We start from the raw sequence: 16,115 nt of genomic DNA on the forward strand, positions 1-16,115 counted from the left end.
GGAGAAGCCGAGCCTCGCAGGTCTCACACCTGCTTCGGCCTAGGGGCAGCCGCTTAGAGTGTTCTGCAGAACACCCATTTCAGAGTACGGTTTTCCCGGAACAGGGACGGTGAGGATGTTCAGCCCCCACTCGTACTTCACCGTGATCCATGCCTTGACGTAATCGCACCGGGCGCCCACGTTGTCGGGCAGCCACTGGTCCGGTCGCTTGTCTCCCTTCGCGCTGTTCGTGACAGACGACACCGCCCATAGTTCGGGCCCGCCCTTGTCGTTCGCGAAATCGGAGATCGCCTTCCTGCCCGCCGGCGACGAATCCTCCTGCCACATGCCGGAATACCAGGCATCGGCCTTCGGGACGACGTGGTCGATGGCGATTCCGCTGGGACTGCTGATGTCGGCAGTGGAAGTGAAGCTGGCAGTCTGTTGAGTCGTGCCGTCGTTGTACGGCAGCTCCCAGGTGCCCGCAGTGACGGGGCACAGGGTGGACCAGGACGCTGGTAGCGGCGTCGGGGTGGGAGGTTGGAGGGTTTGGGGCCCGCTCAGTGCCTGGACCCGGAGCACACGGTTCCGGGTGTCGCATCCCTCCTCGGTCCTCCAATTCCACACCGAGTCGCCGCTCTGATACGGATCGGTCGCCGGGGTGGTATAGGTGCCGATATCGCTGAGTAGCTCCTGAGCCTTAGCTGATGAAGGAATCCCTTTCGGCGCTACAGAAGGAGTTGTCGTCCATGCTCGGGGGCTGACTCGGGCCGCCGGCGCCTGCGCGAGGTAGCTGGACAAGTCGTTTTCCATGGCTATGTGGCCGGGTCCCATGGGATGGAACCAGGCGCTGCTGTCGGTGACGCCGGTGCCGCTGGGCAGGGGGATGGGCAGTGAGATGGCCCACGGGCTGGCGTTGCACAGTTCGTGGCCTGCGAAGGCCCAGCGTTCGTCCAGTACCTCGATGCCCGCGTCGTGTGCGGCCTGGGTGATGACGTTGTCGAGGTGGAGGGTCTCGAGCATCAGCCACTGCACGTCGGTGTACGGTGCGTTGGCGATCGACGCGCAGGTTGTGAGCGGCTTGAAGATATTGGGGTACGTCACGGCGACAACGCGCGCGTTGGGGGCCGCATTCTTGATCGCCGTGTAGGTGGCGGCCAGTTTCGGCTCGAGGGCGTCGATGACTACGTCCTCGTTGTTGCTGTCGTCTTGGGTGTAGTAATCCTCACAGCTTCCGGTCAGGGGATTGAGACAGCGAGCCAGCACGCTGGAGAAGCCGGCGTCGTTACCGCCGATGGTGATGGTGGCCAGGCGGGTGTTGGGCCCGACTTGAGCGACTTGTGGAGGTTCGCCGTTCTGGCCGGTAGTGGTGATGTTGTCCGTAGTGGCGCCGCTACAGGCTGTGTGGACCGCGACACTGCCCATTTTGGCGGCGTAGAGGCGTCCGAATGCGAGGTATGAGCGATGGCATTGGTTGCTGGAAGTGTCGGTGCCGTTGTCGTAGTTGAGCATTCCTTCGCCGGAGGAGTACGAATCGCCCATGATCGCGTAGTCGGCGGGCACGCTCGATTCCGGGCTGAAAGCGCCGAGGCCGTAGGGTGTGCCGAGTCCGGTCGGGCCGTCGTATCCGATGGCGGCTTTGCACAGGTAGGTGGGTGAGCAGCCGCTCACAGCGTTGACGCCGGCCACGATGTCGTTGAGCTGGTTCGCGTGAGCGTAGAGGCCGGCGGCTGCGGGTACCGATCCGGGCGTTCCGGCCAGGGCGTAGGTCGCGGCGATGATTGGTGAAGAGGCGCTTGTTCCACCCGCCTCGCCCCATCCGTTGGATTCGGTGGGGTCGCTGTCGTAGACGGCGACGCCGGTGTAGGGGTTGGCCACCGCGGACACATCGGCGAGGGCGTGTCCCGCGCAGCCGGTATCGGGCTGCCAAGAGGGTTTGGGCTCAGTCGAACACCCGGATCCTCCGTTGGCCCACGTGATCTCCGACCAGCCGCGATTGTTGCTGGTGGTGGGAAGGAGAGAGGTGCCTCCGACGGCGACAGTGTCGGTGTCCGCCGCGGGATAGCTGACGCCGTACCCGTTGTCGCCGGTGGATGCGGTGACGACTACGCCGTCGTGGTCGTGCCACGGGTCGTTGGTGCCGGTCTGGATCGGCGTGGTGCTCCCGAAACTGTTGGAGACGAACTTGGCGCCGCTGGTCACCGCGGTTATCTCGGCCATCGTCATATCGGGGTCGTTGGTGGAGTCGGCCTCGACCACGGTGATGTCGCAGTTGGGGCAGATCGCCGAGACCATCTCCACGTCCAGGTCTTCTTCGAAGGCCCAGCCGGGGTCGCTTGTCGTGGGAATCAGGCCTTCCGGGCCGGCCTGGCCCCACTGCTGGAGGCAGCCGTTGGTCAGGGTGCACGCCGGAAGGCCCCAATGGGTGCGATACATGCCCAGGTCGTACTCTAGGTGAGGGTTGTGGTATGCATCGACGATCGCGACGGTCTGCCCCTGGCCGTTGGTGGTGGAAGGCAGGTTGTAGGCGTTCCGGAGCGCGTACGGGTCATAAGGGTCCTGGAACGCCGAGTCGGCTGCTTGTCTGACTGCCGGTAGATCAAGGTGCCGCTTGGTGGTGGAGAGCAAGGCCAAACAGGAGACGTGGCCGCGTTGGGCCGAGGCACAGGCCGTTTTCGTGTCCTTGGGCGGAGTCAGTTTGATGGTGCTCGTGGACCCGCCTTGCCCCGGGGATGGTGTCGCCGCGGCGGGGCGCGCGATCACCAGGCTTGTCAGCAGCATCAGGATCGCTGTGAATATCGCCTTGTTGGCGAGCCTACGTCGATGTCTGTCCACTACATGACCTCCATTGGGGTGTGCGATGCGGTCGCCGCGGCGTAGGCGGTCAGGATTCGGCGCGCCAACGGGCTCGGGATGTCGGCGATCGCGGTGTGAACCTGAGTCAGGGCTATGCTGCAGGCACGTTCCGAGGCGGCGAGGGCGCCGGCGGCGAACGCTGGATTCGCCAGCAGCTGCGCGACCTCGTCGGGGTGTGATTCTGTGAGGTCGGGGATGGCTGAAGACCGGTAGGCCAAGGATGCCTGGAGCGTCATGTCGAGCCGGGTTCGCCGGCCGGTCAGGGCCAGGACGTCCTCGGCATGGGTGAATGCTTCACCCAGAAGGCCGCCCACGGTGCGAAGCATCTTCACGGTGTCGGCAGAACTGCCGCTCAGCAGTGCTCCGAGCCGGGCAGGGAACTCCATGAGCGATGCCTGCAGATCGGTCGCCCGGCTCGGGCGGTCGCCAAGTCGTTCCGCGCGCGACGCAGCCAATTCCGCCAGCCAGTCGGCCAGCGCCCAGGACGCCTCGGGGGCGGACTCCGCAATGAGCAGAGATGCCCGCGACATCAAGAAGTCGCCCGCCATCACCAAGGTCGCGCCGGCCCAGTCGACGGTGCGCGCGGATGGTTGACCCGACTCGGTTCCAAGGAATGCCAGTGCGCCAAAGGTGGCCAGCTCGACAGCGGCGGCCGGGGTGGCGCGCGTGATGTCGGCGGGCCGGTCCTCGGCGAGCAGACCTGCCAGGAAGAGCAGCGCCGGGCGGATACGATGCCTGGTCGGTCCGGTGCCGGACAGCAGCAGCCTTGCCAGGAAGGGCCACTGGGTACGCAGCGATGCGACGCTTACCTCATCGCAGGAAACCAGGAATGGCCCGGTGACCACGCGGTCGGCCGACGTGATCGGCACCCGGTCGCCGGCCAGGCCCGGAATCTCCTCCGGGAGCAGGATGGCGCGGCGCGCCTTGGCGAAGATGCTGTGCTCGCTGGCGGCGGCCGCGTCCAGTGTTCGCCAGACGAGGTGGTACCGGCGCGTGGCGTGACGTGCCGTTTCGAAGTAACCGACGTATTCGCCGGCGAGCTGCCGCGCGTACTGCGTGCGCGCCGCATCTGCGTCTGCGGTTTGTGCGGCGACGGCTCGGCCCGCCAAGGTGCCGCTGAGCAACGCCGCCCCGATTCCTTCGCCGGTGAACGGATTCGCCAGCCCGGCCGCGTCTCCCACCAACAAGGCCTCGGAGGTTTCCAGCAGCACTTGCGAGAAGCCAGAGTGAACCGTTGCCTCAACGGCGGTGCCGATCGGGCGGGCGGCTGCGAATCGGCGATCGTTCTTGCTCATCGTCGCCAGCGCGTCCTGGAGGAGCCGCGTCGGCTCTGTGATCGGGGTGGATTCGGTGCTGCCCCGCCGAGTGAGCCAGACGGTGGTCTTGCGATCGGCACCCGGCAGCACGGCGAGCATGGCCGGTTGGGCGCCGGGTTCGGCAGCGGGCTGGAGCGGCGCGAGCACGATCCGGTTCGCGACGTCGATGTCCGCGAACCGCTGGGCGCACGCGAACCCTGTGGCATGCGCAGGCACCGCCGCACCCGGAGCGCCGGTGGCGAGCACGACGTGCGAGGCACGTATGGGCACGCCGTCGAGAATTGCGGTGCCTTCGTCTCCGGCTTTCGGCAGCAGCGTCACCCGGCCGGTGACCAGTTCGGCGCCCGCCGCGACGGCCGCGTCGATCAAAGCGGTGCGCAGCGCACCGCCGTCGATGACTACGGCACCGGTGCCGGTGACTTGCAGGGACCTGCCGGGGAAGCAGAGTTCGACCGAATCGGCCGGCCGGATGCCCGCCACGTTGGCGCCGAGCTCGGTCAGGCGTTGCGCGGCGATCCCGCTGATCATGGTGTCGCCGACCCACTGGGGCGCGCGGTAGTCGGCCAACAGGACACTGAGACCCGCGCGAGCGGCGGTCACGGCTGCCGCGGTACCGGCTGGGCCGGCTCCTACTATCAACACCTCGACGGTCTTGGCGGTTCCCGTCACAATGCCCACCCATGGAAGGCCAGTACGGCCAGGACGCGGCTTCTCATCGCGGCGTCCGGTACGCCGTCGAGCGCCGCGTAAGCGTGAGCGCGGTGCTGCCTCGCCAGATCGTTCGCTGCTTGAAGCCCGCCGGCTTCGGTCACCAGGGTCTTGACCGTGGGCATGTCCGCGATGGCGAAGCCGGGTGACAAGAGCAGCTCCGCCAGCTTTCCGTGTTCGTCGGATTGAAGTGCGTAGAGGGTCGGCGCACCGAACAGGCCACGTAGGTGGTCCAAGCCGAAGGGCTTGCCGGTTCCATCAGTCTGAAAGTCCAGGCAGTCGTCCAGAACCTGGAAAGCGATCCCGAAGTGAAGGCCGAACTCACCCAGTCGCTGCCCGGTAGCCGGGTCCGCCTCCCATGCCGCCGCGCCCAGCAGGCAACTCAGTCGGAACAGGTCCCCGGTCTTGCGTGCGGCCAACTCCACGTAGTCCTCGATGGCCAGCGCTGTGTCGAAAGCCCGCTCCACGTCCAGCACCTGGCCGTAGGACAGCCCCGCCGAAGCCCGTCCGGCCAGCACCTCTGCTCCGCCGCCGACACTTGCCGCCTCCATGCCGGCCAGCGCGAAACACGACAGCCCCGCCAAAGCCGCGAGCTCGGGACCGACGACTGTGTGAGCGGCCGGGGCCCCGCGCCGTGACGGTGCCTTGTCGACGACGTCGTCGTGAAGCAGGGAGGCCAGGTGGATGAGCTCGACGATCGCGCCCAAGCGGACCAGGGTCTGCCGGTCTGATCTGTCAGGTGCGGCGCAGGCCGCGATCAGCAGGGCCCGTAGAGCCTTGCCCGGCCGGTTGACGAGGCCGAGGACCGGCCCGCGCACAGGCTCGGCCAGCCCGCGGACGAGATCTTGCATCCGGGAGTTCACGTGCGCGGGGAAGGTGGCCAAGTCAGGCGGAATCGGTGGCGTCTCCTGCACAAAGTCCCCCGAATCGGCTGAAACCAAGCACCGGAGAACCACTGTATAAGGGTTCTAACTTAGTTGGCAATAAGGGTTCTTATCTACGCGCGTTCGGAACGCGTTGATGGTGTGTGTTCACGCTGCTCAGGCGACCATATGAGGGCCCAAGCAAGCCATGGACCCGTGCTTATACTCGAAGACTGATTAAGCTCCGCCCCGCTGTGGCCGTTTGTTCGTCTGCCGGAGGGAAGTTCCGTGGACACCAGATCAGAGGAGGGCGCCGCCGTGCAGCCCTCGCGAACGTCTGAGCAAGACACCGCGGGTGGCGTATCGCGCCGTCGGGCGCTCGGGGTGGTAGGTGTCGGCGCGGCCGGCGCGCTGCTGCCCACTGCACCCGCCGCGGCTGACACCGGTGCCGGGGCGCGGGCTGCCGCGCCGGACGATGTCACTACGAAGCTGACCGACGTGCAGGTCGCGGTGGTCTCCGCCGTGGCACGCAGTATGGCGTCTGTCCCGGTAATACTGCCCTACCGCGCCGGCCGTGACCTTCACCCGCTCGACCGGGTCAACGAAGCACACATCCGCACGCTGGCCGGACACCTGGCGCCTGCGCAGGCCGTCCTGACGCGCCAGGGCGTCGATGTACTCGCCGCCGCCGGAATCGGTTCCGCGACTCCTTCGGCGGTGGCGTCGACCATCGCCGCGCACACCGAATGGGACGCTCACCCCGGGGTCAACGCCGCGCTCCTGCTCGCCACCGCGACCGCGACGCCGCTCGGCTTCAGCGACGCGTTCCCCCATGCTTGGCGTGCCCTCCTACGCAGCCGAAGCTGGCCCATGGTTACCGCGGTCCCGCCGAAGGAGGCGTCATGAAGATCGATGCAGCGGTCCACGAGGAGATGAAGCTCGCAAAGACCCAGCTTTACCAGCAGCACCGCGACGACCCCAACTTCACCGGCTGCGGCATCGGGTTCCGCCGTCGCGACGGGCAGGTGACGGACGAACTCGTCGTGATCGCCATGGTCGTGGACAAGCTGCCGGCCGGCGCCGTGTCCAAGCGCCGTCTACTGCCCACCACCGTGCCGGGAAACACCGGAACCTACGGCGTCGACGTCGTGCAAGTCGGGCCGATCTACGCTGGTGCCGGACCGCGTCCGGCAGGGGCGCAGGGCAGCCTCCCCACCGGCGGTATAGGCGGCCCAATTACGCAACCCTTCGGGGTACCTCTTCAGGGGTGCAGTGTCTCCAACGAAGACCCGGCCCAATATCCGGACAACACCGCACACGGTACCTTCGGCTGCCTGGTCGAAAGTAACGTGGACGGCTCCATTTGCATGCTGTCGACGAACTCCGTCCTCAGCGCTCTCGGCGGGCTGCTGGCACTGTCAGACCCCATCGTCAACCCCGCGACAGTCGACAACGGCGAAATCAATATCCCGTTCGCGACGCTCTATTCCTCCGTGCAGCTCCTGGAGAGCCCCAGCGTTAACCAGGTCGACGTGGCGATGGCCAAACTGGACAATCAGAACTCCTACACCCAGGACGTCGCCGGCGGTCTGATGGCTCCGATCTCCTCGACTCACCAGGCGGTCGGCATCGCCTTGGCCTGGGACATGCAGGGTGATTCCTTCCTATGTCGGATGGACCTGGCGATGAACCAGTTGGCCTGTCAGCCGATGGGAGATGGAGCCAATGCCGTGGCGGTGCCCGAGGTGGGCGTGAACATCGAGAAGGTCGGCCGCACGAGCGGCTATACGTCCTCGACGATAGACGCCATCGACGTCCAGGTGCTGGTCCACTACACCGCCGATACGCAGCACTTCCCGAACGCCGTTGACCACTATGAGTTCGACGACCTGATCTGGTCGCAGTACCTGTTCGTCGACGGTGACCGCGGTTCGGTGGCCTGCGTCGGCGGCAACGGCGCGACCTTCGTGTCCTATCCGCCGGCTTCGAACTGCGCACTGCTTGCCAATACGCAGTCCTACTACGCGCTGCCGAACCTCACAAGCGACAATCAGCTCACGAACGAGATCCAGAAGACGTTCCTGTCTCAATCACAGACCGGCACCCTTTTCATCGGCGCGGTCTACCTGAATTTGAATACCTTCGTGACGCGATTGCAGCAGGACACCGGCACGGCCTACAGCCAAGCCACAGCACAGGCTGCAGCGCAGGCCTACTACAACAGCTACCGTGATCTGATAGCCACTGAGATGGCCGCCGGTCCGAACTCCACCACGACGGTGAGCTCGACCGACGCCAACGACGCCATCAACCTCGTACTCGACGTCACAGGCTACAAATACGACTCGACCACCTCCACATACAGCGTGACCGGACCTTACACGGTGCCCGAAGCCCAGAACGCCTGGGTCATCACCTACTTGCTCGGCACCGGCATGGTCAACATGACCATGCAGCAGGCCATCGCCTATATGGCCGAGGGTTCCATCTACGAGTTCGTCTACAACACGCTGCTCAAAGTACCGACCATCGAACTCCCTTGATGCAGAAGGTTTTGTGCACGTGATGGGTGTCGGCGCTCCGCAGCGGTTCAACACCCATCAACGCTGTCGAAGGGTGAAGGATTGCAGTATCTCTGAGCTCGCCCCTCTTTCCCTGACTCCTTGGTCATGACCTGGCTTTCCGGAACGAGCGTTGACAGGATGCGATTGCTACCTCGTTTAAGGGAGCTGTCGTGCCGAAGCCGTATCCGGCGGAGTTCCGCCGTCACGCTCTGGCTCTGGTCGCCTCCGAGCGGACCGTGGTCGACGTGGCCGCGTCATTGGGATCGCGCAGTCTTGTCTGTACCGGTGGGTACGACAGGACCTGGTAGATCGCGGTGAAAGAGAGCCCGTCCCGTGCGGAGTCCGCTGAGCTGCCCGCGGCCCGGGCGCGGATCCGGGATTTGGAAGAGGAAGTGAATGGACCAGCATCTTGAACCGGGCACCGATCCTTCCACGGCAGTACGGGCAGTCCTCGGCGCAAATCTTCCTCAATTGCAGCTGCCGCACCTGACTGGGTCCGATCCAGCCTGGATCGGCTACTGCCTCCGGGCGAACCTGACCGAACCTTCTGGGAGGCTGCCTGGGACGCTTTTGTGGTGCGAACCGCACTGTCCAAGGCGGTCTTCGAACTGCTGAAGGGTAACTACGCATTGGCAGTGGCGCGTGCCGATGCCGCCACGGAGGACCGGCGTTTACAGGCGCGGTCGGCGAATACCGGTATCCATCTGCTGACGTACTACTGGCACGGTCTCATCGGCCTCGATACGCCAGACGGACTGCTGCGCGGGATCTACAGACGAGTGCCTGCTACGACCTGCGACCACTTCACGTCGTTCATCAGCCGCAGTCTGCGGGACGAGACAGCAAGTTGACACAGACGTCCTTGACCGGCTGACAGCCTTCTGGGAATTCCGCACAGAAGCCGTCATCGGTGGGGCGGATCCGAAGGAACTTGCCGAGTTCGGTTGGTGGTTTGCATCTGGACTGTTCGAGGATAATTGGGCCTTCGGTCGACTCCTGAACGTTCTCAAGACAGCCGGGCATGTCGAAGCGGTCGACGGAGTCTTGGATCGGCTAGCGGCCCTGGCGACCACCCACACTCAGCTTTGCCTGGCGGTTTTGAACGAGTGGGCAGCGAGCAACCCGCTCAACCTGTACATGGTCGCGAGTCGCGAAGAAGCCATTCGCACCGTTCTGACTGCAGGCTTCAGCGGTAGCGGCGACGAAAAACAGGCGGCGTTGGATGTGGTCGGCCGACTAATCGGGATCGGAATTGACATGCGTGACGTCGACCCCGGCCGAGGCGTTGTGTGAAGCTCGGCGACGCTGGCAACTGCGCTGTGACTTCCGTCGCTAACAATCTTTAGCCGCGGGGCGCTCATTGACCACGTCGCCGAGGTGTCTATGGCCCTGGGCGGCGGTTGCGTGTACGCAGGCGTGGCTCTCGGTGCCGATAATCGTCAAGCTCGAAGGCGCCATGGTCCGGGCGATCATCGACGACCTTGACGGCTCGGCGGCCGGGCGGGTTGTGCTTGGATACCGGCTCCTGAGCTTGCACTACGAGTGGATGCTGTCGCTCAGGCTGCCTCCGGACGTGCCGGACGCGTTCGTCGACGAGCTTCGATTCCACCTCGGTCTGTCGGGCTCAGCGCCGCGGACGCCGACGTTGGACTACGGCTATCCGGTGCTTGGCGTGGACGTCGACCAGGACGAACTGCCGGGCGCGTGGATCGCAGGCTGGTACGCCAACAGCACGGCAACGGCCCCGAGGCCTGGGGAGTGCTCGTGCGCACCTTCGTCCTGGACGACGAGATGTATCAGCTGATTCAGGACGTTCCGCCGTGGCTGGCCCGTTGGTCGCTGACCGAAGGCTGGATCGGCTTCGCTCGCGAGGAACTCAGCCTTGATCCGTGGCTGAATTTCTACGCCGCCCACGGACACGCCTACGCCGCCTCACCCGGTGAGCGTCCGCAAGCGCTGTCCGAGCAGGCACCAGCCGTTCGCCGCCACCCAGACCACCGAGCCCTGGCCGCTACGGAGCTGAGGCGACAGGTCTCCGCCATTGTTGGTAGGCGGCGCTACCGCCGGCGACGTGGCTGGGGAGATCGAGTACGTGGTGGGCGACGCGACCGCGCCGAAGGGCGTCGGCCTGAGGATCATCGCGCATGTCTGCAACGATGCCGGCGGTTGAGGCAAGGGGTTCGTCGTCGCGGTCTCCCGCCGCTGGCCGGAGCCGGAGGCCGCCTACCGCTCGTGGTACCGCGAGAGGGAGACGAACGACTTTGCTCTGGGTGCTGTTCAGCTGGTGCCGCTGGGCCAGGACCTGATCGTGGCGAACATGATCGGGCAGCACGGGTATCGTCCAGGCCCCGGTGATCCTCCGGTTCGGTACGCAGCGATCGAGACGGCGCTGGCCGCCCTGGGGGAGCACGCTCTCGACCTGGGGCCTCGGTGCACATGCCGAGGATCGGCTGCGGGCTGGCCGGTGGACGGTGGGAGCTGATCGAGCCGCTCACCGATGAGTACCTCACCCGCCGCGGTATCGCCGTGACGGCCTACGACCTGCGACCCCGACCCTACGGATCTGAACGCAAGCCCACCGCCGAGTGCTGGATGACGCTGGCCGGGAGGTTCGCGCCGTCAGCAGTCCTCCGGCTCAGGGCGGTCAACTTCTCGCGGGCTTTTTGCGCCGGCTCACCGAGAACGATCGCGCTCAACACGAGCTCGAGCATGACGCAGTCGTATTCGTCATCGGCAAACCGGTAGCGTTCGGGATCGCCCTCGACTACTGCCTGAGCAATCCGGTAGCCGCCACCGTCCGCGAGGCTGAAGGTCGCCTGGTAGATTCCGCGGCCTGTCCAACTGCGGTGCAGATAGACGACGTCTTCCTCGGCGAACACGTTCCACTTCTCATCCATATCCCGAGCGCGGTACCCGGCCTGGATCCGCTCCCAGTCCTGTTCCGACCAGATCCTGGGCGGCAGGAGGGGCAGCGGCCGGGGCTTCGATATCGGCTGGAGTCGTCGGAATGACGAGCGGGACAATCGTTCGCGATCAGACACGACGCCATCCTACGAAGCGCGGCAACGCAGTAACGGAGTCATCATGTTCGACCACGTCGCGGGGCTGGCTCCCAAAGAGGCGGCGCGCTGGACCGCCATGGTCGAGCAGTGTCGCCCCGTGCTCGCGGCCGAAGGGATGGAAACCGTCCAGGTGTTGCTAGCCGAGCACGGGATGAGCGTGATCCAGGCGATCGCGATCACACGTGCGTTGCTGGGCTGGGACGAGACGCCCCTGCGCGTCGCCATCGACATCGTGGCGACGAGCGAGGTTCGCGCTACCCGTTGAAACCCCAGAACTTCTGTCAACTTCGCGGCAGTCCATGCTCGCCGCCTCGGCTGTGAGGCAGACGCGCCCGGAGCTCTGGGCCGTGTTCAGAATCCAGCAAACTCTTGGCCTCCACGGTGCGCGGAATGGCGTCATAGTCGGCCCTGGACCGACCATACGCGCGCTTACACAGACGTCCGCAGCCCCTGTTCGGCTGACTGCCGATAGGCGCTCACCGACCCGCTCCCGCCTTCGCGATTTCGGCCCTGACCTGGCCTTTTTCCAGAAATCACGTAGGATCGAGGCGGCCTGCAGAACACTGTCGGAGGGGACATCGTGAGCCAGGAACCCATCAAGTACGACGCCAGCCACCTTCAGGTATTGGAGGGCTTGGAAGCCGTGCGGAAGCGGCCGGGGATGTATGTCGGATCGACCGGTGAACGGGGTCTCCACAATGTGGTGTTCGAGGCTGCGGACCGGGCGATCGAGGAGATCCTGACCGACCGCGCCAGCCATCTCGAGATCGCCTTCATGCCCGACGGCAGCGTGCGTGTCGCCGACGACGGACCCGGAATCCCGTTCGAGATTGATTCGGATGCCGGCGGCCCCGGTCTCGAAGCCCAACTGACTCGGCTGATGATCGGCCGAAGTCCAGGCGGACCGCGATATCCGGTGCTCAGCTCTTTCGGCCTGGGACTTGCGGTCGTCAACGCCCTGTCAAGCCGGCTGGTGGCCGAGGTTCAGCGCGAAGGACGGCGCCAGGTCCAGGAGTACGCGCGCGGCGTCGCGGTCGCTCCTCCCGCAGACGCGGGACCGGCAGGGAGCAGCGGAACCATCATCTGCTTCTGGCCGGACCCCGACATCTTCGAGACCACGGAGTGCTCGTTCGACGTGCTTGCCGAGCGCTTCAGAGAGTTGGCATTCCTCAACCGCGTCTTGGACATCTCACTCACGGACGAACGACGCCTGTCCGAGCCTCGCTCAGTTCGATTCCGCTCGCCGGGCGGTGTGCGCGAGATGGTCGCCTTCCTCGACGAGCAGGCTGCGGCCCCCGTTCATCCGGAGATCATCAGCTTCGAGCGGGACGACTCGCAGATGACAGGCACGACGGAGGTCGCTCTGCGGTGGCGCAGCTCCGGACCGGAGCAGGTTCGCAGCTTCGCGAACAGCCGGCCCACCCCCGGCGGCGGAACTCACATGCTGGGCTTCCATGACGGGGTGACAGCCGCGGTCACCGCCTATGCAAGGAAGCGGGGGCTGCTGACGAAGGCCGACCCCGATCTCAGCACCGACCGGATCAGCGAAGGCTTGACAGCGATCGTGTCGGTGAAGCTGGAACATCCCGAGTTCGAGGGCTCTACACGCGACGTGCTGGGCAACGCCGCAGTGCGTGCCAATATCCGACAAGCCGTTGCGGACCACCTCGACAACTGGCTGGAGGAACACCCGCAACAGGCCGCAGCCGTTCTCGACTTGATCATCCAAAAGGCTCCCCACAACTGATTCGGCACCGCTGGCCGGCGACCACGCCGATGACCGACACCTGTCAGTCGACACCGGAATAGACGCGACGGCCCGCGGCACCGTGATCTACCGTGTCGACGGTGAACGCTCTGCACTTCGACTCCGATGCGATGACCCTGGTCATCCGCTGTCCGGACACCGAGACGGTTGTGCGTGTGTGCGACCGCTGGCAGTTCGACGCGGACAGCGTCCACTACGCCGTTGAGGCGTCCACCCTAGGAATGACCGCCCGAGTGGACGAGGCTATCGCGGCGATCTGGGAGCCGCACCCGAACCTTCCGGCGTTCCTGGACGAACTCGCTGGGGACTTCCACGGCTGGCCTGGCGAACGCAGCTGGCGGTCGCTCGAAAACGACCTCGGCGTCAGCGCGGTGTTCCGCTCCGGCGGCCACGTCGGGCTGACCTGGACGCTGCGCCCGTGGCCTGCACGACACGGAGGCTGGAGCGCGTCGGTGACGACCTGGTTGGAGGCCGGCGAGCAGATGACGGCCTTGGCCGCCGACGTCCGAGCATTCCTGCGCCTGGAGCCGGACGTCAATGTCTGAGTTCCAGCTGGGCTGGACGCTGAGCGGCACCGGCTGGGTGGACTGCACCGTCACCGGTCTCGACGTAAAAACAGTCATAGTGGCCTCCTTCGTTACCACAGCCCCCAGGGACGTCGCCGACATCGGCTATCCGCAGCAGGAGGCGGCCGTTGATGCCTGAGGCGAACCTCGTGGCGCTGGAGTTCCTCGCACGACAGGCCAGAGCGCGCGGCATCACCGATGTGCTGTGGCGTGGCACGTTGTGGACTCCGCACGGCGTCCCGGAGTACTTCACCAGCGACTTCGAAGTAGTCCTCGAGGTAGGCGACACGGACTACTTCCTCATCGAGACCGACGGCCAGAGCGACCACATGCGCATCTGGCACTATCTGACGGCTGCGGAACTCGTGGCACATCACTGGGATTACGGCGACGAGGGTGTCCAGGAGGCAGTCGGGCTGGTCCGAATGGGCTTCCCGTTCCTGGGCAGCCGACGCAACGTCCGCTGCGTTCGGGCGTATCACCGCTCATGGGAGCACGAACCTGCACGTCAGGACGTCGTGACGTGCTTCGTTCTCTCCTTCGACATCGGCGCGTCGTTGCAGATCGACGCCGAGTACGTCGACGGCATCAAACTCGACTGTCTGCCAGCAGGCTGGAGCCCGCCAGATGCGGGCTGGTTCACCGTGGATCTGGACAGCCCCAGCGCCGAGTAGCCGCGCGCACAGGGCGATGCGCGGTTCGGCTGAGGGCTCGCTCAGTTGCTTGCGTGCGCTCTCGGTGAGTTCGAGCTCCCCGAAAGCATCCGACACAGGAGGAAAGTCCTGGTGAGAAGAGTGTATCGCGGTGGTTTGAGTCCCAGAACACGGGGATTCCGATGGGCCGCGCTCCTCGTCGTCGCAGCTGTGGCGTTGCCGGCTACGGCCAGTGCCGCTACGCGTGATCCGGCGCCGAATCCGAAGGCACCGACCGCGACATCCGACGCCCTGGGCGTGACGGTCGGCGCCGACGGTTGGTTCCACTACACGAAGGTCCTGGCGAACTCGCTTCATCTGCAGGGAGCGACGACGAGGACCATCAACGGCAAGCACGCGGCAGGCGGGGGGTGCATGTTCGATGACGGCGCTTCCAAGGCGACTTCGCGTTCGGTGAACGGGTACTCGGAAGAGGTCGCGTTCAACCCGAAGACCTGTCAGGAGTCGGTCATCGAAGGCACGTTGACGGCATCCGGTCTGGCGACGCTGCGGGCCGCGTCTCCGGCCACCAGCGCTGGCGCGGTCACTGGGATGGGCCCATCTCCGCGGGGAACGAAGGGCGAAGTGATTCCGAACCTGATCAACTACTCTGCCTTCGAGAAAGTCAGCTGGGTCGACCCGGCCGACATCACCATCACTTCGCTGGCCAACAACCTCAGTTGGAACTCTGATGGTTCCAGCAACTTGTGGGCCAGTTACAACGGTGTGCCGTACGCCTTCGCCTATGACGGCTGGTCGAGCACCGGCGTCAGCGGCTCCTGGGGCGGCTGTGTGGGTGCCGGCTGTACATCCATCGAGGCGAGTGTCACGGACACGTGGCACAACACCGACTTCGAAGCCGTCCTGCTCTTCATCATGGGGCCATCGGCGTATGCGGCGTGCGGTTTTGACGACTCGCCGGCTGACTTCTATCTGAACCCTTATATCTACGGCTACTCGAACGGCACCTACAGCTGGGGCCACGGCCAGAGTGCCAACGGCGGCTGTAGCGATCTGGTGCACTTCCGAGAGAACCATGGGGGCGGTAGCAGCTCGTAAGTGAACCACGTCGGCACCGCGTCGGTGGGCGCGGAACGCCCTCGGGTGCGCCACCCGCCGGCGCGGTGCCGACGCCGCGCACGATGCAGACCTCCAAGAGCCCCGCGACGCGAAGGAAGCCGGATCGCCCATGCGATATTCCTCAATAACTATGTCCTGCGCAGTACTGACCGCTCTGATGACGATAGGTCCCATCAGCGGTTGCGCGAGTACCCGCTCCACGAATACCTCCTCGGTCACCACTACCGACGGCTCGCCCGGATCGATCGCCGTCGCGTACATGGGCGATATCTTCTCCGACCACCCGATGGACGCGGAACCGTTGGTCCTGCCAACCGGGAGGGGAAGCTTTCAAGCCCTGGCCACCATCATCGAGCAGAAGCACGTCAGCGGCCGGAACTTCGCCGCCGGAGCGACCACAGTCACAGGGGACCATGCGACAGTGACCATCACTGGAACCATGTGTCCGAACGGGGCGACTGGCGCGCAGACTGCGGGCACGACAACCGACACGGTGACCTCGTCGGCATCGCCAACGCCGGAATGCGTGACCAACTCCGATCCGAATTCGACAAACAAGGGGTTCCAGGTCGCGCTTCAGAAATCGGCAGATGGAAAGTGGTACATCGACATCCCGCGTTGAGCACACATGCCACCGCGGCCCGACCTCGGCGAAGCCCCG

General features: G+C 65.4%; 16 protein-coding genes and 1 pseudogene. 13 read left to right on the forward strand and 4 right to left on the reverse strand.

The annotated features are described in order from the left end of the window. Window positions 1–39: 39 nt before the first annotated feature. The 3 genes from ABH926_RS16095 to ABH926_RS16105 are packed head-to-tail and all read right to left on the reverse strand — an operon-like array spanning window position 40 to window position 5,743. A complete protein-coding gene (locus tag ABH926_RS16095) occupies window positions 40–2,814 on the reverse strand; it encodes a GDSL-type esterase/lipase family protein (RefSeq protein ID WP_370366394.1) in 2,775 nt (924 codons plus the stop codon). Then, window positions 2,814–4,829, reverse strand: a complete 2,016-nt coding sequence (locus ABH926_RS16100) for an FAD-dependent oxidoreductase (protein WP_370366395.1) — start codon at window positions 4,827–4,829, stop codon at window positions 2,814–2,816. The genes ABH926_RS16095 and ABH926_RS16100 overlap by 1 nt, the downstream gene beginning before the upstream one ends. Then, window positions 4,817–5,743, reverse strand: a complete 927-nt coding sequence (locus ABH926_RS16105; RefSeq protein WP_370366396.1) for a polyprenyl synthetase family protein — start codon at window positions 5,741–5,743, stop codon at window positions 4,817–4,819. Before ABH926_RS16105 ends, ABH926_RS16100 begins: the two co-directional genes overlap by 13 nt. A gap of 267 nt (window positions 5,744–6,010) precedes the next feature. Between ABH926_RS16105 and ABH926_RS16110 the strand changes: the two genes are divergently transcribed. From ABH926_RS16110 to ABH926_RS16135, 6 genes and pseudogenes are all read left to right on the forward strand, one after another. Continuing rightward, window positions 6,011–6,628, forward strand: a complete 618-nt coding sequence (locus tag ABH926_RS16110; RefSeq protein ID WP_370366397.1) for a hypothetical protein — start codon at window positions 6,011–6,013, stop codon at window positions 6,626–6,628. After that, window positions 6,625–8,265 carry a hypothetical protein gene (locus ABH926_RS16115; RefSeq protein WP_370366398.1) on the forward strand — a complete coding sequence of 547 codons (1,641 nt, stop codon included), beginning with the start codon at window positions 6,625–6,627 and terminating at the stop codon, window positions 8,263–8,265. Before ABH926_RS16110 ends, ABH926_RS16115 begins: the two co-directional genes overlap by 4 nt. Before the next feature lie 596 nt (window positions 8,266–8,861). Beyond that, entirely contained in the window at window positions 8,862–9,137 is a 276-nt protein-coding gene (locus ABH926_RS16120) for a hypothetical protein (protein WP_370366399.1), read from the forward strand. Window positions 9,138–9,384: 247 nt separating this feature from the next. Next, entirely contained in the window at window positions 9,385–9,579 is a 195-nt protein-coding gene (locus ABH926_RS16125) for a hypothetical protein (protein ID WP_370366400.1), read from the forward strand. A 133-nt stretch (window positions 9,580–9,712) separates the two neighbouring features. After that, window positions 9,713–10,090, forward strand: coding sequence for a hypothetical protein (locus ABH926_RS16130; RefSeq protein ID WP_370366401.1), 378 nt, complete (start codon window positions 9,713–9,715; stop codon window positions 10,088–10,090). Between the two features lie 267 nt (window positions 10,091–10,357). Then, window positions 10,358–10,827, forward strand: a pseudogene (locus ABH926_RS16135) (macro domain-containing protein); the annotation flags it as partial. A gap of 14 nt (window positions 10,828–10,841) precedes the next feature. Here the strand turns inward: ABH926_RS16135 and ABH926_RS16140 are convergent. Beyond that, window positions 10,842–11,327 (reverse strand): hypothetical protein, encoded by a 486-nt coding sequence (locus ABH926_RS16140; protein WP_370366402.1) that lies wholly within the window; start codon window positions 11,325–11,327, stop codon window positions 10,842–10,844. A 43-nt stretch (window positions 11,328–11,370) separates the two neighbouring features. Between ABH926_RS16140 and ABH926_RS16145 the strand changes: the two genes are divergently transcribed. The 7 genes from ABH926_RS16145 (at window position 11,371) to ABH926_RS16175 (ending at window position 16,076) form a co-directional block, all read left to right on the forward strand. Continuing rightward, on the forward strand, window positions 11,371–11,613 hold the full coding sequence (locus ABH926_RS16145; protein ID WP_370366403.1) for a hypothetical protein: 243 nt from the start codon (window positions 11,371–11,373) through the stop codon (window positions 11,611–11,613). 315 nt (window positions 11,614–11,928) lie between these two features. After that, window positions 11,929–13,095 (forward strand): DNA gyrase subunit B, encoded by a 1,167-nt coding sequence (locus tag ABH926_RS16150; protein WP_370366404.1) that lies wholly within the window; start codon window positions 11,929–11,931, stop codon window positions 13,093–13,095. A gap of 101 nt (window positions 13,096–13,196) precedes the next feature. After that, a complete protein-coding gene (locus tag ABH926_RS16155) occupies window positions 13,197–13,661 on the forward strand; it encodes a DUF6228 family protein (protein WP_370366405.1) in 465 nt (154 codons plus the stop codon). Continuing rightward, window positions 13,654–13,821, forward strand: a complete 168-nt coding sequence (locus ABH926_RS16160) for a hypothetical protein (protein WP_370366406.1) — start codon at window positions 13,654–13,656, stop codon at window positions 13,819–13,821. The genes ABH926_RS16155 and ABH926_RS16160 overlap by 8 nt, the downstream gene beginning before the upstream one ends. Further along, the gene (locus ABH926_RS16165) at window positions 13,814–14,356 is read left to right on the forward strand and encodes a hypothetical protein (protein ID WP_370366407.1); all 543 of its coding nucleotides are present in this window, start codon (window positions 13,814–13,816) and stop codon (window positions 14,354–14,356) included. The genes ABH926_RS16160 and ABH926_RS16165 overlap by 8 nt, the downstream gene beginning before the upstream one ends. Window positions 14,357–14,632: 276 nt before the next feature. Then, entirely contained in the window at window positions 14,633–15,433 is an 801-nt protein-coding gene (locus ABH926_RS16170) for a hypothetical protein (protein WP_370366408.1), read from the forward strand. Between the two features lie 178 nt (window positions 15,434–15,611). After that, complete coding sequence (locus tag ABH926_RS16175; RefSeq protein ID WP_370366409.1) at window positions 15,612–16,076, forward strand: hypothetical protein; 465 nt, start codon at window positions 15,612–15,614, stop codon at window positions 16,074–16,076. Window positions 16,077–16,115: the final 39 nt, after the last annotated feature.

It is taken from the genome of Catenulispora sp. GP43 (assembly GCF_041260665.1).
GTDB lineage: Bacteria > Actinomycetota > Actinomycetes > Streptomycetales > Catenulisporaceae > Catenulispora.